This window comes from Streptomyces sp. P9-2 (assembly GCF_051903975.1).
Taxonomy (GTDB): domain Bacteria; phylum Actinomycetota; class Actinomycetes; order Streptomycetales; family Streptomycetaceae; genus Streptomyces; species Streptomyces cellulosae.
In genome coordinates this window covers 504264-530667 of sequence record NZ_CP192633.1, presented here as the reverse complement: position 1 = coordinate 530667, position 26404 = coordinate 504264, and the positions used below count along the sequence as shown (strand labels likewise).

Annotated in this window: 22 protein-coding genes and 2 pseudogenes; 9 read left to right on the top strand and 15 right to left on the bottom strand. The window is 72.9% G+C overall.

The genetic code is table 11. The features are described 5' to 3' along the window. Positions 1–161 precede the first annotated feature (161 nt). Positions 162–309 (bottom strand): annotated as a pseudogene (locus ACQY0Z_RS02440) (translation initiation factor IF-2 N-terminal domain-containing protein); the annotation flags it as partial. A gap of 108 nt (positions 310–417) precedes the next feature. Continuing rightward, complete coding sequence (locus ACQY0Z_RS02435; protein ID WP_189906185.1) at positions 418–1536, bottom strand: hypothetical protein; 1119 nt, start codon at positions 1534–1536, stop codon at positions 418–420. A gap of 163 nt (positions 1537–1699) precedes the next feature. On the opposite strand from ACQY0Z_RS02435, the gene ACQY0Z_RS02430 reads away from it, so the two are divergent. Next, the gene (locus tag ACQY0Z_RS02430; RefSeq protein ID WP_439811777.1) at positions 1700–2857 is read left to right on the top strand and encodes a cystathionine gamma-synthase; all 1158 of its coding nucleotides are present in this window, start codon (positions 1700–1702) and stop codon (positions 2855–2857) included. Positions 2858–2876: 19 nt separating this feature from the next. Here the strand turns inward: ACQY0Z_RS02430 and ACQY0Z_RS02425 are convergent, their stop codons facing one another. The 3 genes from ACQY0Z_RS02425 to ACQY0Z_RS02415 all read right to left on the bottom strand — a co-directional run bounded on the left by ACQY0Z_RS02425 (position 2877) and on the right by ACQY0Z_RS02415 (position 4263). Then, on the bottom strand, positions 2877–3125 hold the full coding sequence (locus ACQY0Z_RS02425) for a hypothetical protein (protein WP_189906247.1): 249 nt from the start codon (positions 3123–3125) through the stop codon (positions 2877–2879). Positions 3126–3148: 23 nt separating this feature from the next. Continuing rightward, positions 3149–3649 carry a sigma factor-like helix-turn-helix DNA-binding protein gene (locus ACQY0Z_RS02420; protein ID WP_254586425.1) on the bottom strand — a complete coding sequence of 167 codons (501 nt, stop codon included), beginning with the start codon at positions 3647–3649 and terminating at the stop codon, positions 3149–3151. Positions 3650–3774: 125 nt separating this feature from the next. Beyond that, the gene (locus ACQY0Z_RS02415; protein WP_381725044.1) at positions 3775–4263 is read right to left on the bottom strand and encodes a MarR family winged helix-turn-helix transcriptional regulator; all 489 of its coding nucleotides are present in this window, start codon (positions 4261–4263) and stop codon (positions 3775–3777) included. A gap of 175 nt (positions 4264–4438) precedes the next feature. Between ACQY0Z_RS02415 and ilvA the strand changes: the two genes are divergently transcribed. The 3 genes from ilvA (at position 4439) to ACQY0Z_RS02400 (ending at position 7685) form a co-directional block, all read left to right on the top strand. After that, positions 4439–5668 carry a threonine ammonia-lyase gene (gene ilvA, locus ACQY0Z_RS02410; protein WP_189906191.1) on the top strand — a complete coding sequence of 410 codons (1230 nt, stop codon included), beginning with the start codon at positions 4439–4441 and terminating at the stop codon, positions 5666–5668. 185 nt (positions 5669–5853) lie between these two features. After that, a complete protein-coding gene (locus ACQY0Z_RS02405) occupies positions 5854–6843 on the top strand; it encodes an ATP-binding cassette domain-containing protein (protein WP_189906193.1) in 990 nt (329 codons plus the stop codon). Continuing rightward, positions 6840–7685, top strand: coding sequence for an ABC transporter permease (locus ACQY0Z_RS02400; RefSeq protein WP_189906195.1), 846 nt, complete (start codon positions 6840–6842; stop codon positions 7683–7685). The genes ACQY0Z_RS02405 and ACQY0Z_RS02400 overlap by 4 nt, the downstream gene beginning before the upstream one ends. Before the next feature lie 57 nt (positions 7686–7742). On the opposite strand, the gene greA is transcribed toward ACQY0Z_RS02400, so the two are convergent. Next, positions 7743–8240, bottom strand: coding sequence for a transcription elongation factor GreA (gene greA, locus ACQY0Z_RS02395; protein WP_019526004.1), 498 nt, complete (start codon positions 8238–8240; stop codon positions 7743–7745). Positions 8241–8408: 168 nt separating this feature from the next. Beyond that, entirely contained in the window at positions 8409–8807 is a 399-nt protein-coding gene (locus ACQY0Z_RS02390; protein ID WP_439811776.1) for a DUF4307 domain-containing protein, read from the bottom strand. A 148-nt stretch (positions 8808–8955) separates the two neighbouring features. Here ACQY0Z_RS02390 and mca point away from each other — a divergent pair, with 148 nt between their 5' ends. Continuing rightward, the gene (mca, locus tag ACQY0Z_RS02385) at positions 8956–9837 is read left to right on the top strand and encodes a mycothiol conjugate amidase Mca (protein ID WP_254586423.1); all 882 of its coding nucleotides are present in this window, start codon (positions 8956–8958) and stop codon (positions 9835–9837) included. Beyond that, the gene (locus ACQY0Z_RS02380) at positions 9830–10072 is read left to right on the top strand and encodes a hypothetical protein (RefSeq protein ID WP_254586422.1); all 243 of its coding nucleotides are present in this window, start codon (positions 9830–9832) and stop codon (positions 10070–10072) included. Before mca ends, ACQY0Z_RS02380 begins: the two co-directional genes overlap by 8 nt. Positions 10073–10244: 172 nt before the next feature. Here ACQY0Z_RS02380 and ACQY0Z_RS02375 read toward each other — a convergent pair whose 3' ends face one another. Continuing rightward, entirely contained in the window at positions 10245–13445 is a 3201-nt protein-coding gene (locus ACQY0Z_RS02375; protein WP_439811775.1) for a tetratricopeptide repeat protein, read from the bottom strand. Between the two features lie 179 nt (positions 13446–13624). Between ACQY0Z_RS02375 and ACQY0Z_RS02370 the strand changes: the two genes are divergently transcribed. Next, the gene (locus tag ACQY0Z_RS02370; RefSeq protein ID WP_439811774.1) at positions 13625–15664 is read left to right on the top strand and encodes a thioredoxin domain-containing protein; all 2040 of its coding nucleotides are present in this window, start codon (positions 13625–13627) and stop codon (positions 15662–15664) included. Between the two features lie 636 nt (positions 15665–16300). On the opposite strand, the gene ACQY0Z_RS02365 is transcribed toward ACQY0Z_RS02370, so the two are convergent. From ACQY0Z_RS02365 to trhA, 3 genes are all read right to left on the bottom strand, one after another. Continuing rightward, positions 16301–17035 carry a Mut7-C ubiquitin/RNAse domain-containing protein gene (locus ACQY0Z_RS02365; protein WP_254586420.1) on the bottom strand — a complete coding sequence of 245 codons (735 nt, stop codon included), beginning with the start codon at positions 17033–17035 and terminating at the stop codon, positions 16301–16303. A gap of 33 nt (positions 17036–17068) precedes the next feature. Continuing rightward, positions 17069–17701, bottom strand: coding sequence for a TetR/AcrR family transcriptional regulator (locus ACQY0Z_RS02360; protein ID WP_381725034.1), 633 nt, complete (start codon positions 17699–17701; stop codon positions 17069–17071). A gap of 97 nt (positions 17702–17798) precedes the next feature. Continuing rightward, entirely contained in the window at positions 17799–18512 is a 714-nt protein-coding gene (trhA, locus tag ACQY0Z_RS02355; RefSeq protein WP_189906211.1) for a PAQR family membrane homeostasis protein TrhA, read from the bottom strand. A 327-nt stretch (positions 18513–18839) separates the two neighbouring features. Between trhA and ACQY0Z_RS02350 the strand changes: the two genes are divergently transcribed. Continuing rightward, positions 18840–20660, top strand: a complete 1821-nt coding sequence (locus ACQY0Z_RS02350; RefSeq protein ID WP_254586418.1) for a phosphoenolpyruvate carboxykinase (GTP) — start codon at positions 18840–18842, stop codon at positions 20658–20660. A 287-nt stretch (positions 20661–20947) separates the two neighbouring features. Here ACQY0Z_RS02350 and ACQY0Z_RS02345 read toward each other — a convergent pair whose 3' ends face one another. The 4 genes and pseudogenes from ACQY0Z_RS02345 to ACQY0Z_RS02330 form a co-directional block, all read right to left on the bottom strand. After that, positions 20948–22570: a VWA domain-containing protein gene (locus tag ACQY0Z_RS02345; RefSeq protein WP_439811773.1), complete on the bottom strand. Its 1623-nt coding sequence runs from the start codon at positions 22568–22570 to the stop codon at positions 20948–20950. Between the two features lie 7 nt (positions 22571–22577). Next, a pseudogene (locus ACQY0Z_RS02340) lies at positions 22578–23776 on the bottom strand (AAA family ATPase). Positions 23777–23816: 40 nt separating this feature from the next. Beyond that, entirely contained in the window at positions 23817–24440 is a 624-nt protein-coding gene (locus ACQY0Z_RS02335) for a DUF6058 family natural product biosynthesis protein (protein WP_439811772.1), read from the bottom strand. 99 nt (positions 24441–24539) lie between these two features. Next, on the bottom strand, positions 24540–25166 hold the full coding sequence (locus ACQY0Z_RS02330) for a TetR/AcrR family transcriptional regulator (RefSeq protein ID WP_439811771.1): 627 nt from the start codon (positions 25164–25166) through the stop codon (positions 24540–24542). Between the two features lie 80 nt (positions 25167–25246). On the opposite strand from ACQY0Z_RS02330, the gene ACQY0Z_RS02325 reads away from it, so the two are divergent. Beyond that, entirely contained in the window at positions 25247–26212 is a 966-nt protein-coding gene (locus ACQY0Z_RS02325; RefSeq protein ID WP_439811770.1) for a zinc-dependent alcohol dehydrogenase family protein, read from the top strand. Positions 26213–26404 lie beyond the last annotated feature (192 nt).

Sequence of the window (26404 nt, the reverse complement as noted above, 5' to 3'; positions counted from 1 at the left end):
CGTGTACGGCCCGACCCGGCGCGGGTCGAAGGGCTGCAGCGGCTTCCAGCGGGACGTGGGGTCCCACTCGTGGTGCGTCGGCCGCAGCACCGAACCGGCGGGCGGCGCCGCGGGCGACGGCACCCGGGGCAGGGACACGGCCGTCTCCTGCACGACACCCAGGGCGTCGATCAGCTCCCGGACCACCGGCGCCTCGATCGTGGCCGACGCCGACCGTACGAAGTGGCCCAGCTCGGTCATCTTGTCCAGGACGACCCTGCTGTCGACCCCGACCCTCTTGGCCAGCTCGTAGACCCGTACGTTCGCCACACCCGACTCCTCCGACGGAGGCCCGTCCTGGCCTCGCAGGGGTCAAGAATATGGGTGCGGACGGGTCAAAATACGGACAAACACCGGGGCGTCGCGCGGGTGTTGACGTCAGTGCGGCAGCGTGGCCGGGCTGCCGCCGTTCGCCTCGTAGCCGGCGACCGCCAGGGCGCGGTACACCGCGAACTCGGCGGCCGGGTCCGGGGAGAGCGTCCACGGCAGGGCGCCGACGTGCCCGTCGACGTGTATGAGCTGGTTCATGGCCTCCGCCCAGCGTTCGGAACGCACCAGGAAGAAGATCAGCATGTGCCGCACGTGCGCCAGCATCGGGTCGTCCGGACGGGCCGCGTGCACCGCGTGCAGCGCGCCGTGGATCGCCTTGGAGACGACCTCGCTCTGGTAGAACCCGCTGACCAGGTTCACCTCCGGGAGGTGCTCGAACACCGCGAACAGCGGCATCGCGGCCAACAGCGACCCCTGGGGCGCCCGAGCCGCCGCGGCCTCCGCGAAGTCGTACGCCTGCTGCCGCGAGCCGTGCCACTTCTCGCACCAGTAGTGCAGCGCGGCCAGGTGCGCGCCCATGTGCGCCGGGGCGCGGTCCAGGATCTTCAGCCAGACCTGCTCGAACTCCTGCTGGGAGTAACCGAGTCCGCGCGCCACGGACAGCTCCACGATGTACGGCACCGGGTCGCCGGGGGCCAGCAGCGCGGCCTCGCCGCACGCCGCCTTGGCCTCCTCCATGATGATCCGGAACTCGTCCGAGCCGGGCGCGGCCGTGCGCCACGCCTGCTGCACCAGGAACTCCGCGTGCACGGCGGCGCCGCCCGCGTCCTTGGGCGCCTCGGTGCGCCACACCCGCAGCCACTGGCCGCCCGGCGCCTCGGAGACCCCGCCGGGCCGCTGCGCCAGCTCCAGGGACGCGGCGCCCGCGAAGGCCTGCACCCGCTGCCAGCGCTGCTCGCCGTCCGCGGGTGTGCCCGCCAGCAGTTGCTGCGCCGCGCGGTAGTCCTGGGTCCGCTGCACCACGTCGAGGACGTCCAGCAGGTCCTGGTCGGGGCCGGGCAGGCGGATGTCCAGCTCCTCCTGGCGCGCGAAGCCGTAGTTCGCCGGGTCCGCCGCGTCCGGGTGGCCGGGCGGGACCAGGCCCACGGCACTGCGCCGGCGCCGCAGGAACGGCAGCACCACGGCGGTGAGCATGACGAGGGCGATCAGGACCCACAGAATCTCCATGTCACAAGCGAACCAGACCGCGCGCCCGAATGGCCAACCCGGTGCCCGTCCCTGTGGAAAACTCCCGCCGACCACCCGCTGGGAGGCCCCGCACGGGCCCCGCCGCCCCGTCCGGACCGGCCGCGGCCGTCATCACACCCTTCCGCGCACTACCCTCGGGCGCATGAGCGACAGGCACATCAGTCAGCACTTCGAGACGCTCGCGATCCACGCGGGCAACACCGCCGACCCGTTGACGGGCGCGGTCGTCCCGCCGATCTACCAGGTGTCCACCTACAAGCAGGACGGCGTCGGCGGCCTGCGCGGCGGTTACGAGTACAGCCGCAGCGCCAACCCGACCAGGACCGCCCTGGAGGAGAACCTGGCCGCCCTCGAGGGCGGCCGCCGCGGGCTCGCGTTCGCGTCCGGACTGGCGGCCGAGGACTGCCTGTTGCGCACGCTGCTCGCGCCCGGCGACCACGTGGTCATCCCGAACGACGCGTACGGCGGCACGTTCCGCCTGTTCGCGAAGGTCGTGGCGCGCTGGGGCGTGGAGTGGTCGGTGGCCGACACCTCCGACCCCGCGGCGGTGCGGGCCGCGATCATCCCGAAGACCAAGGTCATCTGGGTGGAGACCCCCTCCAACCCGCTCCTCGGCATCACCGACATCGCAGCCGTCGCCCAGGTGGCGCGGGACGCCGGCGCCCGGCTCGTCGTCGACAACACCTTCGCCACGCCGTACCTCCAGCAGCCGCTGGCGCTCGGCGCGGACGTCGTCGTGCACTCCCTGACCAAGTACATGGGCGGCCACTCGGACGTCGTCGGCGGCGCCCTGGTCACGGCCGACGCGGAGCTGGGCGAGGAGCTGGCGTTCCACCAGAACGCGATGGGCGCGGTCGCCGGGCCGTTCGACTCGTGGCTGGTGCTGCGCGGCACCAAGACCCTGTCGGTGCGCATGGACCGCCACAGCGAGAACGCGGCCCGCGTCGCCGACATGCTCACCCGCCACAAGCGCGTGACGAGCGTGCTGTACCCGGGCCTGCCCGACCACCCCGGTCACGAGGTCGCCGCCAAGCAGATGCGCTCCTTCGGCGGGATGATCTCCTTCCGCGTCGAGGGCGGCGAGGAGGCGGCGGTCGAGGTCTGCAACCGCGCGAAGGTGTTCACCCTGGGCGAGTCCCTGGGCGGCGTCGAGTCGCTCATCGAGCACCCGGGCCGTATGACGCACGCGTCGGTGGCCGGCTCGCAGCTGGAGGTCCCGGCCGACCTGGTGCGTCTGTCCGTCGGCATCGAGAACGTCGACGACCTGCTCGAGGACCTGCAGCAGGCGCTGGGCCGCTAGAGCACGAGCAAAGGCCCGTTCACCAGCCGGTGAGGGGTGGGGTCGTCTCCGACGGCGGCTCCACCCAGGGCCGGGCGGTCAGCGCCCACACCGTGAACGCCACGGTGGCCGCGCACAGCAGCAGCCACATCACGCGCCGGGCGTAGCTGCGGCGCCGCAGCATGCGGGCGCCGCGCCGCACCGCCTCCGCGGCGAGGTCGGGCGGCAGCACCGGCGGGCGTGCCACCATCAGCCGCCGCACCCGCTCCTCACGGTTCGAGCGGTTCACCGGACCGACCCCCGTCTCCCCGGTCATGACGGCACCGTGCCGGCGCGGTCCGTCAACGGCGCCGGTTCCGGCGCGGGACGCAGCACGACGGACATCGCACGGTTCTGCACCGCCCGCACCCGCTCCGCCGGCAGGCCCAGCAGGGCCGCCGTCCGTTCCTCGCCGATGCCCTCGTGCAGCCGCATCACCAGGACCAGCCGCTCCTGCGGGCTCAGCCCGGCCAGCGGACCGGCCGGCCGGAGGCGGAAGGGCAGGCGCCCGCTGTAGCGGTGGGCGTTGACCGCGAACCTGGCCATCAGACAGCGCCGGGTGTGGTCGTACGGATCCTCGCCGTGCAGCCGGTCCCAGCAGGCGTACGTACGGGCCAGGGCGAGGGTGAGCAGACGCCGGGCGCGCGGGTTGGCGTCCCGGGGCTCCGCGGTCAGCAGGGTCGCGGTGTGCAGCAGCCGTCCGCCCGCGCCCGCCACGTACGCCCGGAACTCCTGGGCGCGGCGGACGTCGTCGTACGCATGCCGTGGTCGCACCCGCACCTCCCGAAGCCCCCGCGAAGGGCCGCCCGTGCCGCGCGGCGGACGGGGACTCCCTCACATATCAGGGCAGGGCGCGCCCCCGGGTCAAGAGGCGCGCACGGTGCGGGGGCGCGGCCGGGTCAGGAGTCGCCGCGGTCGTGTCCGGCCATCCGGGCGGACAGCGCGCCGTTGAACCGGGTGAGCAGCTCGCAGAACGCCTCGCGCTCCTCCGGTGACCAGTCGTGGGTCAGCTCGGCCATCAGCTGCCGCCGGGAGGCGCGTACCTCCTCCAGGCGGGCCTGGCCGCGCGGGGAGAGCTGGAGCACGACCGCGCGGCCGTCCTCCGGGTGGGAGGTCCGCTTCACCAGGCCGGTGTCCACGAGCGGTGCCACCTGGCGGGTGACGGTGGAGGAGTCGATCCCCATGGACGCGGCCAGGGCCTTGACGCCCATCGGGCCTTCCTTGTCGAGCCGGTTGAGCAGCAGGTAGGCGGCGCGGTCCATGGAGTTCCGCACCTGGCCGACCCCGCCGAGCCGGGTCTGTTCGGCACGGCGGGCGAAGAGCGCCACCTCGTGCTGCAGAGTGTCGAGAAGACCGGTGTCGCCGACCGCGGTCAGATCGGTCGTCATGTCCATCGACATTTCAGGTGTAGTGGGCATGGCGGGGGGCTCACTTCGTGATGGGCTGCTGATGGGACGACAGGGTACGCGGCCGGGGCGCGGACCGTACCGGGGCTGTGCAAAGCGGTCGTCCGCGGGTTGGTCACACCGGGGTGGTCCCCGGGGAAACTGCGATGCTGGAGACATGAGCTACCGCACGGCCGACCGGCTGCGCACCGTCACCCTCGACGACGTGCGCGGCTCCCACAAGATGCTCTCCGGCGTGGCCCGCACGACCGCCATGGAAGGCAGCCGGCACCTGTCCTCGCAGGTGGGGGCGCCGGTGCTGCTCAAGTGCGAGAACCTCCAGCGGACCGGCTCCTTCAAACTGCGCGGCGCGTACGTGCGGATCGCCGGCCTGCTCCCCGAGGAGCGGGCCGCGGGAGTCGTCGCGGCGAGCGCGGGCAACCACGCGCAGGGCGTGGCGCTGGCGTCGTCGCTGCTCGGTGTGCGCTCGACGGTGTTCATGCCGAAGGGCGCCCCGCTGCCGAAGATCAGCGCGACCCGGGAGTACGGGGCCGAGGTGCGGCTGCACGGCCAGGTGGTGGACGAGTCGCTGGCCGCGGCGCAGGAGTACGCGCGCGAGACGGGAGCGGTGTTCATCCACCCCTTCGACCACCCGGACATCATCGCCGGGCAGGGCACGGTGGGCCTGGAGATCCTGGAGCAGTGCCCCGAGGTGCGGACGATCGTCGTCGGGATCGGCGGGGGCGGGCTCGCGGCCGGGATCGCGGTGGCGGTGAAGGCGCTCCGTCCCGACGTGCGGATCGTCGGCGTGCAGGCGGAGGGCGCGGCGGCCTACCCGCCGTCGCTGGCCGCCGGGCGCCCGCTGTCGCTGAGCCACCCGGCGACGATGGCCGACGGGATCAAGGTGGGGCGGCCGGGCGACGTGCCGTTCGCGCTGGTCGGCGAGCTGGTGGACGAGGTGTGCACGGTCACCGAGGACGAGCTGTCGGCCGCGCTGCTGCTGTGCCTGGAGCGGGCCAAGCTGGTCGTCGAACCGGCCGGGGCGAGCCCGGTCGCGGCGCTGCTGAGCCGCCCGGAGGCCTTCGAGGGCCCGGTGGTGGCGGTGCTGTCCGGCGGGAACGTGGACCCGGTGCTGATGGAGCGGGTGCTGCGGCACGGCATGGCGGCACAGGGCCGCTACCTGGCCGTACGGCTGCGGCTGACCGATCGTCCGGGCGCCCTCGCCTCGCTCCTCGGGGCGTTGTCAGTGGTCGACGCTAACGTCCTCGACGTGAGCCACGTGCGGACGGACCCGCGGCTGGGACTCACGGAGGCGGAGGTCGAGCTGCATCTGGAGACCAAGGGGCCGGCGCACTGCGCCGAGGTCCAGCAGGCCCTGCGCGACGCGGGTTACACGGTCATGGGCTGACGGCCGGACGCGGCCTCACCCCTCCGGGTCATTCCATTGAGAGACGCGATACATCGCGTTATGGTGTGTGCTCTGTCACGGCGTGGCCGCCGGCGACCCCCGGGGCCTTCCCGGGGCGGCGCCCGGCGCATGCCGGCACACGAACCTAGGCTTTTCCGAAGAATCACGATGACGTGGAGATTCATATGCCAGGTGCCATCCAAGCCGAAGGTCTGGTGAAGACCTTCGGAGACGTCAAGGCACTGGACGGCGTCGACCTCGAGGTCCCGGAGGGGACCGTCCTGGGGCTGCTCGGGCCGAACGGCGCGGGCAAGACCACCACCGTCCGCTGCCTCACCACGCTTCTGCGTCCCGACAGCGGCCGGGCCGTCGTCGCCGGGATCGACGTGCTGAAGCACCCCGACGCCGTGCGCCGCTCGATCGGCCTGTCCGGCCAGTTCGCCGCCGTCGACGAGTACCTCACCGGCCGGGAGAACCTCCAGATGGTCGGCCAGCTCTACCAGATGAGGGCCAAGGCCGCCCGGGCCCGCGCGGACGAACTGCTGGAGCAGTTCCACCTCGCGGACGCCGCCGACCGCACGGCCAAGACCTACTCCGGCGGCATGCGCCGCCGCCTCGACCTGGCCGCCGCCCTGGTCGTCTCCCCGCCCGTGATGTTCATGGACGAGCCGACGACCGGACTCGACCCGCGCAACCGCCAGCAGCTCTGGGACGTGATCAAGGACCTCGTCTCCGGCGGCACCACACTGCTGCTCACCACGCAGTACCTGGAGGAGGCCGACCACCTGGCGCACGACATCGCGGTCGTCGACCAGGGCAAGGTCATCGCCCAGGGCACCTCCGACCAGCTCAAGGCCCGCACCGGCGGCGAGCGCGTCGAGGTCGTGGTGCACGAGCGCGAGCACATCCGCACCGCGGCCGCCCTCCTCGACAAGTACAGCCTGCGCGGCCTCGGCCAGGGCGACACCACGGTCGAGGAGCACATGCGCAAGATCACCACGCCGGTCTCCGGCGGGGCCAAGCTGCTCGCCGAGATCATCCGCGAGCTCGACGCCGAGGGCATCGAGATCGACGACATCGGCCTGCGCCGCCCCACCCTCGACGACGTGTTCCTGTCCCTCACCGGCCATGTCGCCGAGTCCGCGCAGTCCGACGACGAGGAGGCCGCGAAGTGAGTGCCGTCACCGAATCCGTGCGGGTCGCGTCCCACGGGAACGCGTTCACCCGCTCCGTCCGCGACTCGCTGGTCGTCGCCAAGCGCAACCTGATCCGCATGGTCCGCATCCCCGAGGTGGTCATCTTCGGGCTGATCCAGCCGATCATGTTCGTGGTGCTGTTCTCGTACGTGTTCGGCGGCTCGCTGGACATCGGCGGCTCCACCAGCCCGCAGGTCTACCGCGAGTTCCTGATGGCCGGCATCTTCGCCCAGACCGTCACGTTCGCCACGGCGGGCGCCGGAGCGGGCATCGCCGAGGACATGCACAAGGGGCTCATCGACCGCTTCCGCTCCCTGCCGATGGCGCGCGGCGCGGTGCTCACCGGCCGCACCCTCGCCGACATGGTGCAGACGGCGCTCACCCTGCTCGTGCTCGCGATCGTCGCCCTGCTGGTCGGCTGGCGCACCCACACCAGCATCGGCGAGGTGCTCGGCGCGTTCGGCCTGCTGCTGCTCACCGGGTACGCGTTCACCTGGATCGGCGCGGTCATCGGCCTGTCGGTGCGCACCCCCGAGGCGGCGACCTCCGGCGGCCTGGTCTGGCTGTTCCCGGTCACGTTCGTGTCGAACGCGTTCGTGGACTCCAGCAACATGACGCCCTGGCTGCGGCACATCGCGGACTGGAACCCGTTCAGCGCCACCGTGCAGGCGTGCCGCGAGCTGTTCGGCAACCCGGGCGTCTCCACGTCCGACGCCTGGCCGATGCAGCACCCGGTGTGGGCGTCGGTGATCTACTCCGTGCTGATCATCGCGGTCTTCCGCACCCTGGCCGTGCGCAAGTACCGCTCGGCCGCGGCATGACGAAGCCCCCGGCGCTCAGGGCGCCGGGGGCCCGTGGGGACTGCTCGAGACCGTGGGTCAGCCGTTGTACGGCTCGGCCTTGAGGATCGTCACCGAGGCCTTCTTGCCGTTCGGCAGCTCGTACTCCGCGTCCTCGCCGACCTTGTGGCCCATCACGCCGGACCCCAGCGGGGACTGCGGCGAGTAGGTCTCGATGTCGGAGCTCGCGTACTCGCGGGAGGCGAGCAGGAAGGTCAGCGTGTCGTCCTCGTCGCCGTCGAAGGCGATGGTCACGACCATGCCGGGCGCCACGGCTCCGTCGGACGCCGGGGGAGTGCCCACCTTGGCGTTCTCGAGGAGCTGGGTCAGCTGGCGCACACGGAGCTCCTGCTTGCCCTGCTCCTCCTTGGCCGCGTGGTACCCGCCGTTCTCACGCAGGTCGCCCTCCTCACGCGCGGCGGCGATCTTGGCGGCGATCTCCGTGCGCGCGGGACCAGTAAGGTACTCAAGCTCGTCCTTGAGCTTGTTGTACGCCTCCTGGGTCAGCCAGGTGACGTTCTCGCTGGTCTGGGTCACAGGTGCTCCTCGTAGGTACTGGGAATACAAAGCATCGCCCTACCCAGAAGGATGGTCCCCCAGGGACGGGCGAAACCACGAGCCTAACAATTCAGTGCCCGTGGGGGGAGGACATAAGCCACTGTTCTCACACCGACGCAGGTCAGTGGCAGGGTATTCCCCGCCCGGTCATTCGGCGTGACAGCCGATGAGCTCCGCGCTGGTGCCGGGGGAGGTGGTGCGCAGCGTGACGACCTGGTCGATGCGGGTGGCGTCGCCGTCGAAGCGGAAGTCGGCCCGGCCGACCTCGGCGCCGTCCGCGGCCTGGGAGCGCACGGTGCAGTAGCCCACGACCCCGGCGTCCTTGTGCACCTCCAGGTGCACCTTCACCGCGTCCTCGCCGGTCTCGAAGCGGATCAGCTCGGCGCTGATCTCGTTCTGCGCGACGTAGTGGTGGCCGAACCAGCCGATCAGGGCGGCGAACAGGACGGCGAGCACACCGCCGACGACCTTGAGGGTGCGGTCGGCACGCTGGTCCGAGGAGCGGCCGTAGCGGCCCTCGGGCAGCCGCGTGCTCGACGTACTCATGATCGTCTCCTCGGAAGGAAGGGACCGGCGTCCCCGGTCCGTCCCCGGGAGCGGCGCTCCGGAATTTTTCGCCCCCCGGTTCCGTCACTATAGAAGCCTGCGACTGCGCCGCCGCACACAGGGCGCCCAACGACTTGAGGATTGAGTCTTGACCGACAAGCTGCGACTGATGGCCGTGCACGCCCACCCCGACGACGAGTCGAGCAAGGGCGCGGCCACCATGGCGAAGTACGTGTCCGAGGGGGTGGACGTGCTGGTGGTGACCTGCACGGGCGGGGAGCGCGGCTCCATCCTCAACCCCAAGCTCCAGGGGGACCCGTACATCGAGGAGCACATCCACGAGGTGCGCAAGAAGGAGATGGACGAGGCCCGCGAGATCCTCGGCGTGAAGCAGGAGTGGCTGGGCTTCGTCGACTCGGGCCTGCCCGAGGGCGACCCGCTGCCGCCGCTGCCGGAGGGCTGCTTCGCCCTGCAGGACGTCGACAAGGCGGCGGGCGAACTGGTGCGCAAGATCCGCTCCTTCCGGCCGCAGGTGATCACGACCTACGACGAGAACGGCGGCTACCCGCACCCCGACCACATCATGACCCACAAGATCACGATGGTGGCGTTCGAGGGCGCGGCGGACACCGAGAAGTACCCGGAGGACGAGTTCGGCCCGGCGTACCAGCCGCTGAAGGTGTACTACAACCAGGGCTTCAACCGTCCCCGCACCGAGGCGCTGCACAACGCGATGCTGGAGCGGGGGCTCGAGTCGCCGTACGGGGACTGGCTGAAGCGGTGGGACGAGTTCGAGCGCAAGGAGCGCACGCTCACCACGCACGTGCCGTGCGCCGACTTCTTCGAGATCCGCGACAAGGCGCTGATCGCGCACCGCACGCAGATCGACCCCGACGGGGGCTGGTTCCGGGTGCCGCTGGACCTCCAGAAGGAGGTCTGGCCGACGGAGGAGTACGAGCTCGCGAAGTCGCTCGTGGACACCTCCCTCCCCGAGGACGACCTCTTCGCGGGCATCCGGGACAATGGCTGACATGAGCGCAAGCGCAAGCCTGGCAATGACCCACCTGGTCCCCCTCGCCAAGGAGTTCGACGAGGACAAGGTCACCCCCGGTGTCCTCGGCTTCATCGTCTTCGCGGTGATGGCCCTGGCGGTCTGGGGCCTGATGAAGTCGATGAACCGGCACATGGGCCGCGTGAACTTCGCGGAGCCGGAGGATGCCGCCCCCAAGGGCGCCGCCTCCGACACCGGCAACTCCACGGCCTGACCCAGGCACACAGACGCACGGCACCCGGCGACTGCGCCGGGTGCCGATTTCCCGTGTGCCCGGCGGCCCCGATCGCCGTGCACCACCCTGGGGGAGTGATCACGACGAACGGCAGCGGGCGCACCACGGCCATCAGTCTGCCGGCGTCCTGCCGTGACGCCTCCGGCGCGCCTCACGCGTCCAGTGGCACCGGCACCCCCATCACCTCCCGGGCGTGGCGGGTGGGGACCAGGCCGAGGTTCCAGGCCTGCCAGCCCGTGTCGAGGCTGACGCCCCGCTCCAGGAGGAGCTGGTAGGAGTCGACGCAGTCGGTGAGCTTGGGGTCGCGGGCCGGGTGGGGGGCCGCGGCCAGCTCCGTGAGCTCCTGCTGGGCCACCGCCGTGCCGACCTCCGTGCCGCCCGGCGCCGCGTACGGCAGGAGCGTGCAGCGCAGGAAGCGCGCCCAGTCCTCGCCGCGCCGGTCGCCGTACGAGGCGAATAGCGTGACCGCCTCGTCGCACAGCGCCAGCGCCTGCTGCGTGCGCGCGTTGCCCGCGTCGACGACCGCCAGCTCCAGGCACGTCCACGCCTCGCCGTGCGCCACCCCGATCCGCTGGAAGTCGGCGCGCGCGTCCACCAGCAGCTGCCGGGCGAACCCGGAGTTGCGCAGCGAGCCCGTCTGGGCCGCCCGCTGGTCGCGGGTGACCCGCGCCGAATGGTGCCGGGCGCAGGCCAGGCCGTACACGTCCCGCATACGGGAGAACATCGTGCGGGCGCGTTCCAGCTCGCGCACCGCGCGGTCCCGGTCGCCGCTCTCCTCCAGTGCCTGCCCCAGGTAGTACAGCGTCCACGCCTCGCCGCGCGCGTCCTCGTTGTCCCGGTGCCGGGCGGCGGCCCGGCGCAGCTCCTCCACCGCGGGAGAAGCGTCCCCGTCGACCAGCCGGGCCCGCGCCAGCTCGGTCAGCGCCCAGGCCTCGCCGCGCGCGTCCCGGGTGGCGCCGTACAGGTCGAGCGCGGTGCGCAGCTCGCCCTCCGCGCGCTCCACGTCCCCGCGCCGCAGGTGCAGCTGCCCGAGCTGGAAGTGCGCCCACGCCTGCCCGTGCAGGGACTCGCCGGCGCGGTGCAGCACCAGGGACTCGGTGAGCAGGTCCAGCGCCTCCGCCAGCCGGGCCCGGTCCCGCTCCACCGCGGCCAGCGCGTGCATCGTCCAGGCCCGGTCCGCGGCCAGCGCGTCCGACGCCTGGAGGCCCAGCGCCTCCCGCAGCCGCTCCGACGCCTCCGTCAGGTTGCCCTGGTGGTGCAGCGTGATGCCGAGCGAGGTCAGCGCCCGCGCCTGGCCCGCCTCGTGCTGCGCCTCCCGGTACAGGTCCACCACCGACGTCAGCGTGGTCCGCGCCGTGTCCAGCTCGCCGAGCTGCCGCGCCGCGATGCCCGTGCGCCACTGCACGGAGCGGACCAGCAGCCCCTCGTCGACGGCCTGCGCCAGCTCGTTGATCTCGCCCAGCCGGTAGAGGTCGCCGCGCAGCAGGCAGTAGTCGCACAGCGCGCCCAGCAGGTTCAGCACCGCGCCCTGGTCGACGCCCTCGGCGTGCCGCAGCGCGGCGGTGATGAAGCTCGACTCGTCGTCCAGCCAGCGCAGCGCCTCGTCCAGCGAGGTGAAGCCGTACGGGCTGAAGCGGTCGGAGCGGGTGGACATGTTGCCGTCGACCAGCCGCAGCACCGAGTCGGCGAGCTCGGCGTAGTTGACGATCAGCCGCTCCTGCGCGGCGGCGCGCTCGTCGGGGTCCTCCTCGTCGAGGAGGCGGGCGTGCGCGAACGCCCGTACCAGGGCGTGCAGCCGGTACCGGCTGTGCCGGACCTTGTCGATCAGTCCGGCCCGGTGCAGCGCCTCCAGATGCCGGGTGGCCTCCGCCTCGTCGGTGGAGAGCAGAGCCGCCGCCGCTGCCGCGCCGAGCGAGGCCCGGCCGGCCAGCGCGAGCCGCCGCAGCAGCCGCCGTACGGTGTCGGGCTGGTCGGTGTAGCGCAGCCACAGGGCCCGCTCGACCGGCTCGACGGGCCCGTAGGCGCCCAGGTCGGTCGCGAGGGCGAGCGTGGAGCGAGGGCCGAGGGCGGCGCCGGCCAGCCGCAGCGCCAGCGGCAGCCCCCCGCACAGCTCCCGCACCCGCTCTGCGGACTCGGCGTCGTACGGCCCGGAGTCGTCCTGCGCGGCGGCCGTCAGCAGCTCCTCCGCGCCGGCCGCGTCCAGCGGCTCCACCGGCAGCCGGTGCACCCGCGCGGGCAGGTCCTCGGGCAGCCCCAGCGGGGAGCGCGAGGTGACGAGCACCAGGCTGTCGGAGCGCTCGGGCAGCAGCGTGCGCACCTGCTGCGGGTCGGACGCGTCGTCGAGGACGATCGTGACGGGTGTACCGGTCAGATGCTGGTGGTACAGCTCGCTCAGCCGCTTGACCTGCTGGTCCGGGGAGGTCCGCTCCCGGAACAGCAACTGCTCGCGGGGCGCGCCGAGCCGGTTCAGCAGGTGCAGCAGCGCGTCCCGCGTGGACAGCGGGGGCTCGCCGGAGGCGTCGCCGCGCAGGTCGACCACGCAGGCACCGCGGAAGTAGTCCCTCAGCTCGTGCGCGGCCCGCACCGCCAGCGCCGTACGGCCGCTGCCGGGCTCCCCGTGCAGCACCACCACCGTGGGCAGGGTCTCCGTGGCCGCGCGGGCCGACTGCACCCACTGCCGGATCCGCGCCGTCTCCTGCCGCCGCCCCGCGAACGGGCCGTGCGGCTCGGGGAGCTGCCCGAACGACTGCTCCAGGACGCTTCTCCCGCGGGCCGCCGCGCTCTTGTCGGTGCCGCGCAGCCGCGGCCCGGTCCGCTTGGGCGCCGTGGAGGCGGCGAGGACGCGCTGCTGGTCGAGGAACGGCCGGATGCCCCGCACCTCCAGCGCGGTCAGCCACTGCAGCCGCAGCTGCTCGACCCCGCCCGGCTGGCCCGTAGCGCCGGCGTGGTGGTGGACGGCGGGGAGGTGCGACCCGGCGACCTTCACCACGGTCGCCGCCGCCCCGACCACGCCGACGGCCACGCCCGCGCCCAGCGCGGTCCCGGTGTCCGTGCCGAACGCCAGGTCGGCGACCACCGCCGCCACACCCGCGACCCCGGCCACCAGCAACGGCGTCCCGCCGCCCTCCCGCGCGTACCGCTGCCGGAACGACAGCCGGCCGGCCTCCGCCTCGTCCAGGGCGCGGGTGTACGCCTCGTACTCCTCGGCCGCCGTGCGCGCCATCGCGTCCAGCGCCCCCCGCGCCCGGGACAGCAGCACCTTCCCGTCGGTGCGCCCGCCCGACCGGCGCGCCTCCTCCTCCACGGCCCGCGCCAACAGCCGTTCGGCGTCGGCCCGATGACCGTCCCTCATGTCCGTCCCCCTCCGGCGGCGATCGTGTCGCTACGAGTGTCCTGCGGGAGGGGCCCGGGCGCGAGGGTGCGACGATCAACGGCCGCCCCGTCACCATCCCTTCACACGGCGGGAGCGTACGACGGGCCGCGCGCCCGCCCGTCCCGCGCCGGGCGGGGGGAGTGCGCGAGGATGGACGTATGGCGAACCGACTTGCGCAGGCCACGTCCCCTTATCTCCTGCAGCACGCGGACAACCCGGTCGAGTGGTGGCCGTGGAGTCCCGAGGCGTTCGAGGAGGCCCGGCGGCGCGATGTGCCGGTCCTCCTCAGCGTCGGATACAGCGCCTGCCACTGGTGTCACGTCATGGCCCACGAGTCCTTCGAGGACCGGGCCACGGCGGACGAGATGAACGCGCACTTCGTCAACATCAAGGTCGACCGCGAGGAGCGGCCGGACGTCGACGCCGTGTACATGGAGGCCGTGCAGGCGGCGACCGGGCAGGGCGGGTGGCCGATGACGGTGTTCCTCACGCCGGACGCCGAGCCGTTCTACTTCGGCACCTACTTCCCGCCCGCCCCTCGGCACGGCATGCCGTCGTTCCGGCAGGTGCTGGAAGGCGTCCGGCAGGCCTGGGAGGAGCGGCGGGACGAGGTCGGCGAGGTCGCAGGGAAGATCACGCGGGACCTGGCGGGCCGCGAGCTGTCCGTGGGCGGCGACGAGGTGCCGGGCGAGCAGGAGCTGGCGCAGGCGCTGCTCGGGCTGACCCGGGAGTACGACCCGCAGCGCGGCGGGTTCGGCGGGGCGCCGAAGTTCCCGCCGTCCATGGTGATCGAGTTCCTGCTGCGCCACCACGCCCGCACCGGCGCGGAGGGTGCCTTGCAGATGGCGGCGGACACCTGCGAGCGGATGGCACGCGGCGGCATCTACGACCAGCTCGGAGGCGGCTTCGCCCGCTACTCCGTGGACCGCGACTGGGTGGTCCCGCACTTCGAGAAGATGCTCTACGACAACGCCCTGCTGTGCCGTGTCTACGCCCACCTGTGGCGGACCACCGGCTCGGAGCTGGCGCGCCGGGTGGCGCTGGAGACGGCCGACTTCATGGTCCGCGAACTGCGCACGCCTGAGGGCGGGTTCGCGTCCGCGCTGGACGCCGACAGCGACGACGGCACGGGCCGCCACGTCGAGGGCGCCTACTACGTCTGGACGCCCGAGCAGCTGCGTGAGGTGCTCGGCGACGAGGACGCCGAGCTGGCCGCGCGCTACTTCGAGGTGACCGAGGAGGGCACCTTCGAGGAGGGCGCGTCGGTGCTGCAGCTGCCGCAGCGCGAGGAGGTGTTCGACGCGGCCCGCGTCGACCGTATCCGGGAGCGGCTTCTCGCGGCGCGCGACCGGCGGCCCGCGCCCGGCCGGGACGACAAGGTGGTCGCCGCCTGGAACGGCCTGGCGATCGCCGCGCTCGCCGAGACCGGCGCGTACTTCGACCGGCCGGACCTGGTGGAGGCCGCCGTGTGCGCCGGTGACCTGCTGGTCCGGGTGCACCTGGACGAACACGCGCGTATCGCCCGGACCAGCAAGGACGGGCAGGTCGGCGCCAACGCGGGCGTGCTGGAGGACTACGCCGACGTCGCCGAGGGCTTCCTGGCGCTGGCGTCGGTGACCGGCGAGGGCGTGTGGCTGGACTTCGCGGGCCTGCTCGTCGACCACGTCCTCGCCCGCTTCCGGGACACGGAGACGGGCGCGCTGTACGACACCGCGTCGGACGCGGAACGCCTGATCCGGCGCCCGCAGGACCCCACCGACAACGCCACCCCGTCCGGCTGGACCGCCGCCGCGGGCGCGCTGCTGGGCTACGCGGCGCACACCGGCTCCGAGCCGCACCGTACGGCCGCCGAGCGGGCCCTCGGCGTGGTGAAGACGCTCGGCCCGCGGGTGCCGCGGTTCATCGGCTGGGGCCTGGCGGTCGCGGAGGCCGTGCTGGACGGGCCGCGCGAGGTCGCGGTGGTCGGACGGGGGACGGACGACCCGGCGACCGCCGAACTCCACCGCACGGCCCTGCTGGGCACGGCGCCCGGCGCGGTGGTCGCCGTGGGCACGGAGGGCACCGACGAGTTCCCCCTCCTCGTGGACCGCCCCCTGGTCGACGGCGCCCCGGCGGCCTACGTCTGCCGCAACTTCACGTGCGACACCCCGACGACGGACCCGGCGCGGCTGCGGGCGGCACTGGGGGGACGGGGGTAGGCGGAGGGCGGACCTGTCCGCGGATCACGCTGTGGACGCGGTGTCCGGCGCGGGGACCTTCAGCGGTGTTGTAGCCGGTCGCCGGGTGCTGTCCGGGTTGCGTCCGCGTGGGGGTCCTCGGGTGTCGGGGGGACAGGCCGGTCCGGTGGGTCACTCGGGGGATGCGGTGTCCGGTGCGGGGGACCTTCAGCGGTGTTGTAGCCGGTCGCCGGGTGCTGTCCGGGTTGCGTCCGCGTGGGGGTCCTCGGGTGTCGGGGGGACAGGCCGGTCCGGCGTCACGCCGTGGACGCGGTGTCCGGCGCGGGGCGCCCCCAGCGGTGTTGTAGCCGGTCGCCGTCCGCCCACCCCGTCTGCGTCCGCGCGTCCGCCCACCCCGTCTGCGTCCGCGCGGGGGCCTGCGGGCGCGGGGCGGACGGGCCCGTCCGGTGGACCACGCCGTGGTGCGAGGGCAGGCGCGCTCGTGTCGGGCGCGGGAACAGCTGCCCGCTTGAGGCAGCGGGCGGGCCACGCCCCCAGGGGCGCGGGGAACTGCGCGAACGGGGGTCCGGGGGCGGAGCCCCCGCATACGGGAGGGCAGGACGCCGAGGGTGCTGCCTACGGCACGATCCGCCGGAAAGGCGCCTGCGGGCGCGAGCCTCAGACCCCCCGGTCCGCCCGCGACGCCACCGCCCGCTCCACGATCGCCTCCAGCTGCTCATGATGCGCGCCCTTCCAGTACGCGCGCCCGCAGTCCGCGCACTGGGCGAACACGTCGTACGTACGGTGGGTCCCTTCCTTGAGCTGGTCGGCGACGTCATCCTTCCCCGCTGCGCGCAGCAGCCCGTTGCAGGCGGTGCAGCGGGTCCACGGCCGCAGCTCGGGGTCGAAGCGGTCCAGGACGTACGCCAGTTGCTCCTCGGGGCGGGTGCTGTACACGAACGCGCCCGCCCACAGCTCGCGGCGGCGCAGCAGCCCCCGGTCGCGGCTCAGCATGACCCGCTTCTCGGCGGCAGACCGCGCGGCCAGCGCCGGGTCGCCGATGTCGGTCGACTCGTACGCCGTGTCCACGCCCAGCAGCCGCAGCCGGCGGGCGAGGGTGCCGAGGTGGACGTCGAGCAGGAACCGCAGGGGAGCGCCGGGCACCCGCTGCGGACGCGTGTGGGGGCGGACGGTCACCGACTCGCCGGCGGCGGGGACGTGCCCGGTGGGCACCTCGCGGCCGTTCACCAGCAGGGTGCCGACCTCGGTCAGCGGGACGCCGAGCGACTCGACGACGTGCCCGAGGCCGGCGAAGCCGTCGGTGGCCGTCCTGACGCTGCCCGTGGCGCGCGCCTGGGGGACGAAGACGAGCAGCTCGGGGGCGAACTCGACGTGGATCTCGGGACCGTTCACCCGGTCAGGATGGCACGACGGGCGTGTGCCGCCTCAGCTTTTTCCGGTGGGCAGGCCGTGCTCGATCACGTCGATCGCCCGGTCGGCGAGGTCGGCGTAGTCCTCGCGGTGGCCGTGCTCGGCCCAGTACATGGTGGCCTCCAGCAGGCCGCCGATCAGGGCCATCGTGTGCACCCGCACCTCCAGTCCCTCCGGGGCGAGCCCGGTGCGGCGGGCGACGGCCTCGGCGAGCGTCCGACCGATACCCGTGACGGTCTCCCGCACCCGCGCGCGGACCGCGGGGACCTCCAGCATCAGCCGGGCGCGCAGCTCGGTGATCTCCGGCTGCTCGGTCATGGCGAGGCGGACGGCCTTGCGGATCACGTAGCGGACGGAGTCGGTCCAGGGCTCGTCGGCGGGGCGTGCGGCGAGTTCGGCGAGCAGCGGCTCGTCGTACTCGTCGGTGACGACGATGTCCTCCTTGGTGGGGAAGTAGCGGAAGACGGTCGACGGGGACACCTCGGCGCGCCCGGCGATCTGCTCGATCGTCGTGGAGTCGTACCCCTGCTCCTCGACCAGCGCGTAGGCGGCGCCGCGGATGGCCTCGCGCGTCTTGATCTTCTTGCGTTCGCGCAGTCCGGGGCGCGGCGGGGCGTCGGGGGCGAGGGGGGATCGTGCGGCCGTCATGACGTTCATTGTCAGGGACGGGCCGACGGGTGAGGGCACGGAAAAGGCCGCGGCGTCGACGCCGCGGCCTGTATTGGGTGGGCCCCCGGGGGGCCTCCTAGGCGTGCTGGTAGGCCACCAGCGAGATCCCCACGTAGTGGGCGATGAAGGCGGCCAGCGTGAAGGAGTGGAACACCTCGTGGAAGCCGAACCAGCGGGGCGAGGGGTTGGGCTTCTTGATGCCGTAGACGATGCCGCCGGCGCTGTAGAGCAGACCGCCGGCCACGACCAGGACGAGGACGGCGATGCCGCCGTTGCGCATGAAGTCCGGCAGGTAGAACACCGCGGCCCAGCCCATGGCGATGTAGCACGGCGTGTAGAGCCAGCGCGGGGCGCCGACCCAGAACACGCGGAAGATGATCCCGGCGGCAGCGGCGGCCCAGATGCCCCACAGCAGCCACCGGCCCTTGGAGTCGGGCAGCAGCAGGATCGTCAGCGGGGTGTAGGTGCCCGCGATGATCAGGAAGATGTTGGCGTGGTCGAGGCGGCGCAGCACCCCGTCCATGCGGGGGCTCCAGTTGCCCCGGTGGTACAGCGCGCTCACGCCGAACAGCAGGCAGGCGGTGAGGGCGTAGACACCGCAGGCGAGACGGCCCCGGGGGGAGTCGGCGAACGCGGTGAGGGCGAGTCCGGCGACCAGCGCGGCCGGGAACATGCCGAGGTGGAGCCAGCCGCGGAGCTTCGGCTTCACCGGGTGGGGCAGAGAGGTCGCCACCGGGCCCCGGCCTTGGGCCTGAGGGTCCTTGGGCGTATCGGGGGCGAACGCAGTCATGTTCGCATGGTACCTACGGGACCGTAAGTTACACCTCTGAGCGTCCTGTTGGGCCGCGCGAAGTGGCCATCGTCTCACGACGGCCCGCGCGGGCCGTCACGCAAAGAATCGGTTTCGTTCACTCAACGTACGCGTAAAGCCGCACGACAACCGTGGTCAGCGTCACGTTGCTCACCTGTGCGGCCCTCTGGACAGATGGGCGCGGGCATCGGATGATCAAATGAGTGCGGTCGACACCGGATGAGCGCCAGAGTCACCACTTTTCGCATCCGGGTCGCAGCCCCCACGGGGCCTCCAACCACAAAAACCCCTCATTTAGGAGCAAACGTGGCGCGCGACATCGAGGAACCCGGCGTCCCCACCACCCATCAGGGACTGATCTCCTGGGTCGACGAGATCGCAGAGCTGACGCAGCCGGACCGCGTGGTCTGGTGCGACGGTTCGGAAGCCGAGTACGAGCGCCTGTGCGAGGAGCTCGTCGCCAAGGGCACGTTCACGAGACTCGACCCCGTCAAGCGCCCCAACTCCTACTACGCCGCCTCCGACCCGACCGACGTCGCCCGCGTCGAGGACCGGACGTTCATCTGCTCCGAGAAGGAGGAGGACGCCGGCCCGACCAACCACTGGAAGGCCCCCGCCGAGATGCGGGAGATCTTCCAGGGCGAGAAGGGCGTCTTCCGCGGCTCCATGCGCGGCCGCACCATGTACGTCGTCCCGTTCTGCATGGGCCCGCTCGGCTCGCCGCTGTCCGCGCTCGGCGTGGAGATCACCGACTCCGCGTACGTCGCCGTGTCCATGCGCACCATGACCCGCATGGGGCAGCCCGTCCTCGACGAGCTCGGCGACGACGGCTTCTTCGTGAAGGCCGTGCACTCCGTCGGCGCCCCGCTGGAGCCCGGTCAGGAGGACGTCCCCTGGCCCTGCAATCAGACCAAGTACATCTCGCACTTCCCCGAGGACCGCGAGATCTGGTCCTACGGCTCCGGCTACGGCGGCAACGCCCTGCTCGGCAAGAAGTGCTACGCCCTGCGCATCGCGTCCGTCATGGCCCGCGACGAGGGCTGGCTCGCCGAGCACATGCTCATCCTGAAGCTCACCCCGCCCACCGGTGAGTCGAAGTACGTCGCCGCCGCCTTCCCGTCGGCCTGCGGCAAGACCAACCTCGCCATGCTGGAGCCGACGATCTCCGGCTGGACCGTGGAGACCATCGGTGACGACATCGCCTGGATGCGCTTCGGCGAGGACGGCCGCCTCTACGCGATCAACCCCGAGGCCGGCTTCTTCGGCGTCGCGCCCGGCACCGGTGAGCACACCAACGCCAACGCCATGAAGACCCTGTGGGGCAACGCGGTCTTCACCAACGTCGCCCTCACCGACGACGGCGACGTCTGGTGGGAGGGCATGACGGAGGAGACCCCGGCGCACCTCACCGACTGGAAGGGCAACGACTGGACCCCCGAGTCGGGGACCCCGGCCGCCCACCCCAACGCGCGCTTCACGGTGCCCGCGTCGCAGTGCCCGATCATCGCGCCCGAGTGGGAGGACCCCAAGGGCGTGCCGATCTCCGCGATCCTCTTCGGCGGGCGCCGCGCCACGGCCGTACCGCTGGTGACGGAGTCCTTCGACTGGAACCACGGCGTCTTCCTCGGCGCCAACGTGGCCTCCGAGAAGACCGCCGCCGCCGAGGGCAAGGTCGGCGAGCTGCGCCGCGACCCCTTCGCCATGCTGCCGTTCTGCGGCTACAACATGGGCGACTACATGGCCCACTGGATCGACGTGGCGAAGGACAAGGACCAGTCCAAGCTGCCGAAGATCTACTACGTCAACTGGTTCCGCAAGAACGACGAGGGCACGTTCGTCTGGCCCGGCTTCGGCGAGAACTCCCGCGTGCTGAAGTGGATCGTGGAGCGCCTGGAGGGCAAGGCGGAGGGCGTCGAGACCCCGATCGGCGTGCTGCCGACGAAGGACGCCCTCGACACGGACGGCCTCGGCCTCTCCGACCGCGACCTGGACTTCCTGCTCACCGTGGACAAGGAGGTGTGGCGCGAGGAGGCCGCCCTGGTCCCCGAGCACCTCAACACCTTCGGCGACCACACCCCGAAGGAGCTGTGGGACCAGCACCGGGCGCTCGTGGAGCGCCTGGGCTGACCACGCCCGCACAGACCCCGCGGCCGGCCGGTATGAGGATGCCCTGACCAGCGATCGTCACGCCACGGCCGGCCGCGGAACACACCGGCGGGGCCCCGCACAACGGCGTGCGGGGTACCGGTCCCGGCGCCGCTCCTCCCGTCCGCCCCGACGGGAACCCGCGGCCCCGGGCCCGCCCCCGCCTGATTCGGCACGGCCCGCCCAGGGGCTCACGAACGTGCCGAGACCCGACGGACGCCCCGGTTCTTCTCGGACCGGGGCGTCCGGCTGTCCTCTCGCGAGGGTGGTCAGATCACGCGGAACAAATCCGCCGTCGTGTGGACGTCCGTCAGGTCGTCGACCGTGCGGAGGTTGTCGCAGAGGGACTCCAGGACCGAGCCGGAGGCGGTGGCCGTGTCCGGGGTGGCGATGGCGATGCCGAAGAGGCGGAAGTCCAGGCGGCGTTTGATCTCGTTCCACAGGCGGGTCCAGTTCTCCGAGACCTCGCAGGCGTCGTCGGTGATCAGGACGATGTCGCCGCGGGCGCGGGACGCGGAGTCGAACTCCTCCTCCAGGATCTTCGCGGCCGTGCCCAGCGGGCGCTGGAAGTCCGTGCCGCCGCCGAGGAACGTCTCCGCGAAGTCCAGGACGTCGGTGACCGGGGCGGGCCGGTCGCCCGGGAAGCGGAACACCTGGAGCTTGTCGGCGGCGGAGAAGAGGATGCCCACGAAGTCCCGGCCCGCGTGACGCGCCTGGTCAAGCAGCGCCAGCGCACACGCCTTCGACCACGCCTCCCGGGTGACCCCGCCCGGCCCCTCCGCGTACATGGAGTGCGACGTGTCCACGCACGCGATCACCGCGCCCTTGCCGGTGCCCTGCTCGCCCCGGCTGTCGTACAGCATCAGCTCCCCGGCGGCGTACCGCGCGGCGAACACCGCGCGCAGTTCCGGGACGCCGAGGACCGCCAGTTCGGAGGGGATGACCCGGGAGAGGTCGTCGCCGAGGGTGACGCCGACCAGTTCGCCGGTGGCGTGCTCCACCTTGCGGGCGCGTTCCCCGGCCGCCATCTGCCGGAAGCGGCCGATCAGTTCGGCCCACCGCGCGAGCCGCCCGGAGCGCAGCCGTTCGGCTAGGCGGGCCCGCTCCGCGAACGGCATCCGTTCCGTCTCGCCCGCGTCCACGCCCCACGCCCGCATCAGCGCGGCCTCCTGCCGGACCGCCTCGGCGGCGGCCGACGCCGCGTTCCGGGCGGCGGACCGGATGCCGGGGACCGCCGCCGCCATCGCCTGCGCGGCGGCGCCGTCCTCCCGCCGGGCGCTCTCCTCCGCCTCGCGAGCCGCCTCGGCCGCCCGGCGTACCGCAGTGGCGGCCGGCGCGGGTACCTCCCCCTGCCCGTCGGCCTCCTCGGCGGCCTGCCGCAGCGCCTCGCCCACGGCGGCCGCGGCGGCCTCCGCCTCCTGCCGGGCCCTGTCCGCCCGCCCGGTCCGCTCCCGCGCCTCCCGCGACCGCTCCAGCAGCCCCCGCAGCGCGGACGCCTCGGCGAGTACGGCCATGGCGGCGGCGTAGGCGTCGCCCGCCGTGTCCCGGCGCAGGGCGGCGAAGCCGGGGGACTGCGTCAGTGCGGTGACCACCTGGTGGTGGACCAGGTGGGACGGGGCCATGTCGGCGCGCTCCCGCAGGCGCGGGGCCGCCTGGTACGCGCACAGGAAGACGTCCCCCAGCAGGTCGGGCGCGTGCGCGTGCCGGGTGAGGAGCTGCGCCGACAGTTCACGGAGCGCCGCCGACTGCGCGTACACGTCGCGCCACGCGACCCGGTCGTACGGGCCCGCCACCACGGCCGTCGTGTGCCGTTCGGCGGGGGCGGCGGACAGGGCCAGCCACCGGCCGGCCTGCTGCGTGAGCGCGTCGAGCCGCTCGGTCTCCTCGTCCATGCGCGCCTCAGAGCTGCGTCGGCACCATGGACGCGTCCACGCCCAGCGCCTCGGTCAGCACCCGGGCGCGGACCGCGCGCTGACGGCCGGTCACCCGGTCGATGGTCGCCGTGGACCGTCCCGCGCCCGCCGCCTCCTCCCGCAGCCGCTCCAGCCGCTTGCCCGCCATCGCCAGCTTGTGGTGCGCGTTCTTGATGACCCACTCGCTGAGCGCCTCCCGCGACTGCCCGGCCATCGCGTCGAGCTGCGCCTCCAGCTCCTCGATCACGTCGGCCAGGTCGAGCGCCTCCCGGGCGTCGGGGTTCACCAGGTTCAGCACCTCCCGCTCCACGACGGGGCGCTGGGCGGGGGAGTCCCACAGCACATGGGTCAGCACGGACAGGTCGGTCTCCGCGACCTCCGTCCGCCCGTCCAGGTACGCGGACGCCTGGAGCAGCCCGACCGCCTGCCGCCACCGCCGGTCGGAGGCGACGAGCTCCTTGCGGCGCAGGGCGGCCCGCAGTGTCACCACCGCGTCCACGACCGCGTCGGGCACGTCCACCGCCGGGACGCCCTCGGTCACCGCCCCGCGCAGCGCGTCCAGTTCGAGGGTGGTGCGCGGTGCGGATTCGGTGGGGCGGCCGACGGCGGACCGTACGAGCGCGGCGAAGTTCGACGGGTCCTCCAGATAACCGACCTCGATCCGCACCAGCAGCCGGTCGTAGATCGCGGCCGAGTCCTCTCCGTCGGGCAGCTCGTTGCTCGCCGTGATCGCGCCGATCAGCGGGCAGCGGATGGGGGCGCCGCCGTTCTCGGGGTGGTAGATCCGCTCGTTGAGATAGCCGAGCGTCTCGTTCAGCGCGGCGGTCGAGCACTTGAAGATCTCGTCGATGAAGGCGACGTGCGCGGTGGTCGCGCGCCCGTCGTACACCTGCCGGTACTCGCCCCGCGCCAGCGCGGCCACGTCGATCGGCCCGAACATCCGCGTCGGCGCGGTGAACTTCGACAGCAGGATCTCCCAGTACGCGGCCCGTCGATCCGCCCCGTCAGCTCCCGCGCCAGCTCCGACTTCGCCGTGCCGGGCGGCCCCAGCACCAGCGAGTGCTGCCCGGCCAGCAGCGTCACCACCAGCGTCCGTACGACGTCGTCCCGCTCGAAGAAACGGTCCGACAGCTCCGCGCAGACCGCCCGCAGCCGCCGCGCCGTGTCCTGCGCGTCCCCCGCCATGCCGTGTCCCTCCCCGTCCCCGCCCAGGGGGCGTCTTCGGTCACCCGTGCGGCCCAACGCTACCCACGCCCCGGCCGTCCGGGCGCGGGAATCGGACGCGGACCGCGTCGATGCAGGTGTCGCGGGAGGTGGGTCCGCCGAAGCGGAGGCGGTCGTAGGCCGTGAACGCCGGTTCCAGGGCGTCGAGCTCGTCGACCAGGGCGTGCAGGTGCGCAGAATCGGTGTCGGGATCGTCGAGTGCGGCGCCGATCGCGGCCGTCAGCCGGTCCTTCCGCCGGATCGTGGCAGGGGTCACCGAGTGCAGACACACGTACTGTCCGCTGAGGTACGCGTTCCACTCTGCTTTCCCGGTGACCGGGTCGGTCCAGTGGGCGGTGAACCAGGCTTCCAGCAGGTCGACACCGCCGGCCTCGTCGGCGAGCGCGAACAGGTCGGCCGGCACCATCTCGGCGCCGTCGGACCGCAGATAGCCGGGGAGCGGGAGACGCCCGTCCAGCATCAGCCGGCGCACGGCGTCGGGGTGGTGGCCCTGTGCCGCGCACAGCTCCTCCAGCACGACGAACTGCGTGGTGACGTACGCGTCGTCCGCGGCGGTCATCGGATGGTCCCCGTTGACCTCCCGGAACCGCTCGGCGAGCTTCAGCTTCAGGTCCGTCTCCGGCACGGGGCGCCTCCTGCGTCTGGGCGCGGGCGTCTCCCACGCGGGACTCCGCACGCTACGGGCCGGACGGTTCGGCGCTCACCGAACGGTGGACGGAGTCCCTCACGTGGACAGACGGGGCGCCGGAGGCAGCGGAGTCGCCGCCTCCGGCGCCGGTGTCGCGCGGAACGCCTCGACGACGTAGGCCGCGTAACGGCGGGAGGCGGCGACCCGTGCCTCGCGGGGCGTGTCCTGGAGGCCCCGGTGGGCCATCAGGACCAGCACCAGGTCGTCGACCACGAAGTCCGGCCGCAGCCGGCCCGTCTCCCGCGCCCGCCGCGCCAGTTCCGCCACCGCGCGCAGCGTCCGCTCCCGGTCCGCCGTGAAGTCCATCGCCTCAGGGAACGCCGTCATGAACGCGTCCGCGAACCCCGCGCTGTGGGCGTGCAATTCACAGATCCGCTCGATCACGGTGCGGAACCCGTGCCACGGGTCCGGGTCCGCGAGGGCGTCCCTGACCGCCGTACGGCAGGCCCGCCGCTGTTCGGCGAAGGTCTCCGCGAGGAGGTCCCGCTTGGCCGGGAAGTGCCGGTACAGCGTGGCGGGGCCGACCCCCGCGCGCCGCGCGACCTTCCGCATCGGCGCGCCCAGCCCCTCCTCGCCGAACACCGCGCGTGCCGCCTCCAGGATGCGGGCGCGGTTGTCGCGGGCGTCGGAGCGTACGGGGTGGTGAGGCACTTCGGTGGTCATCGTCTCTCACTTCGGTCGAGCGGACGGGGGCGTCCGTTACGGTCCGACGGCGGTGCTGCCACCGACCTTAAGGAGCAGAGATGAAAGCCGTGGTGATCCGGACGTTCGGAGCGCCGGAAGGGCTGGAGGTCGTCGACCTTCCCGTGCCGGTGCCCGGGCCGGGACAGGTGCTGGTCGCCACCGAGGCGATCGGGGTGGGCGGGGTGGACGCCGTGATCCGCCGGGGTGCGCTCGCCGAGCACGGGTTCCGTGAGGGGCACCTCCTCGGGAGCGAGATCGCGGGGACCGTGATCGCCGTGGGAGAGGGCGTGGACGCCTCGTGGACCGGGCGGCGAGTGTGGGCGTTCACCGGGCTGTCGGGCGGATACGCCGAGCAGGCCGTCGCCCGCGTCGAGGACGTGCTCGCACTGCCCGTCGGGCTGAGCGGAGCGGACGCGGTGACCCTGGGCGGCTCCGGAATCGTCGCGCACTTCGCCCTGCGTAAGGCTCACTTCGCGCCCGGCGAGACCGTGCTCGTGCGCGGGGCGGCGGGAAGCATCGGGATCACGGCCGTCCAGCTCGCCGCACGGGGCGGCGCGGGCGCCGTGGCGGTCACCACCTCGTCCGAGGAGCGGGGCGCACGGCTGCGGGAGCTGGGGGCGACCCACGTACTCGACCGCTCCGGCAGGAGCGACGACCCGGACGCGCCGACCGGCTTCGACGTCGTGATCGACGTCGTCGGCGGCCCGGGCCTGCCGGACCTCCTGGACGCGCTGCACGCCGACGGGCGGTACGTGCTGGTCGGCGTCGTCGGCGGCCGGCCCCCGGAGGACTTCGGCACGCGGCTGATGCGCGACTTCCGCAAGTCCCTCTCGTTCGCCACCTTCAGCTCCGACACGGTGCCGGGCCCGGACCGTCAGGCCGTACGGGCACAACAGTTCGCCGAGGCGGCGCGCGGGGAACTACGCACGGTCGTGCACGACGTACTGCCACTTGACCGCGCGTCGGAGGCACACCGCGCGATGGACGCGGGCGAGGTCTTCGGCCGGGTGGTGCTCACACCCTGAGCCGGGACGTGAAGGGGCGCCTGGTCCAGGTGCTGCTCTGTGCGTGAAGGCACACGAGCCGGGGCCGTCGGGGGGCCACTCCCACCCGCGCCGGACGGTCCAGGACGCACAGCGGACGCAAAGGTTGTACCCGCACCCGCACGTTTCCCTGTGGCATTCCGCACGTCCGTGAGTCGTGACGCTTCCGCGAAC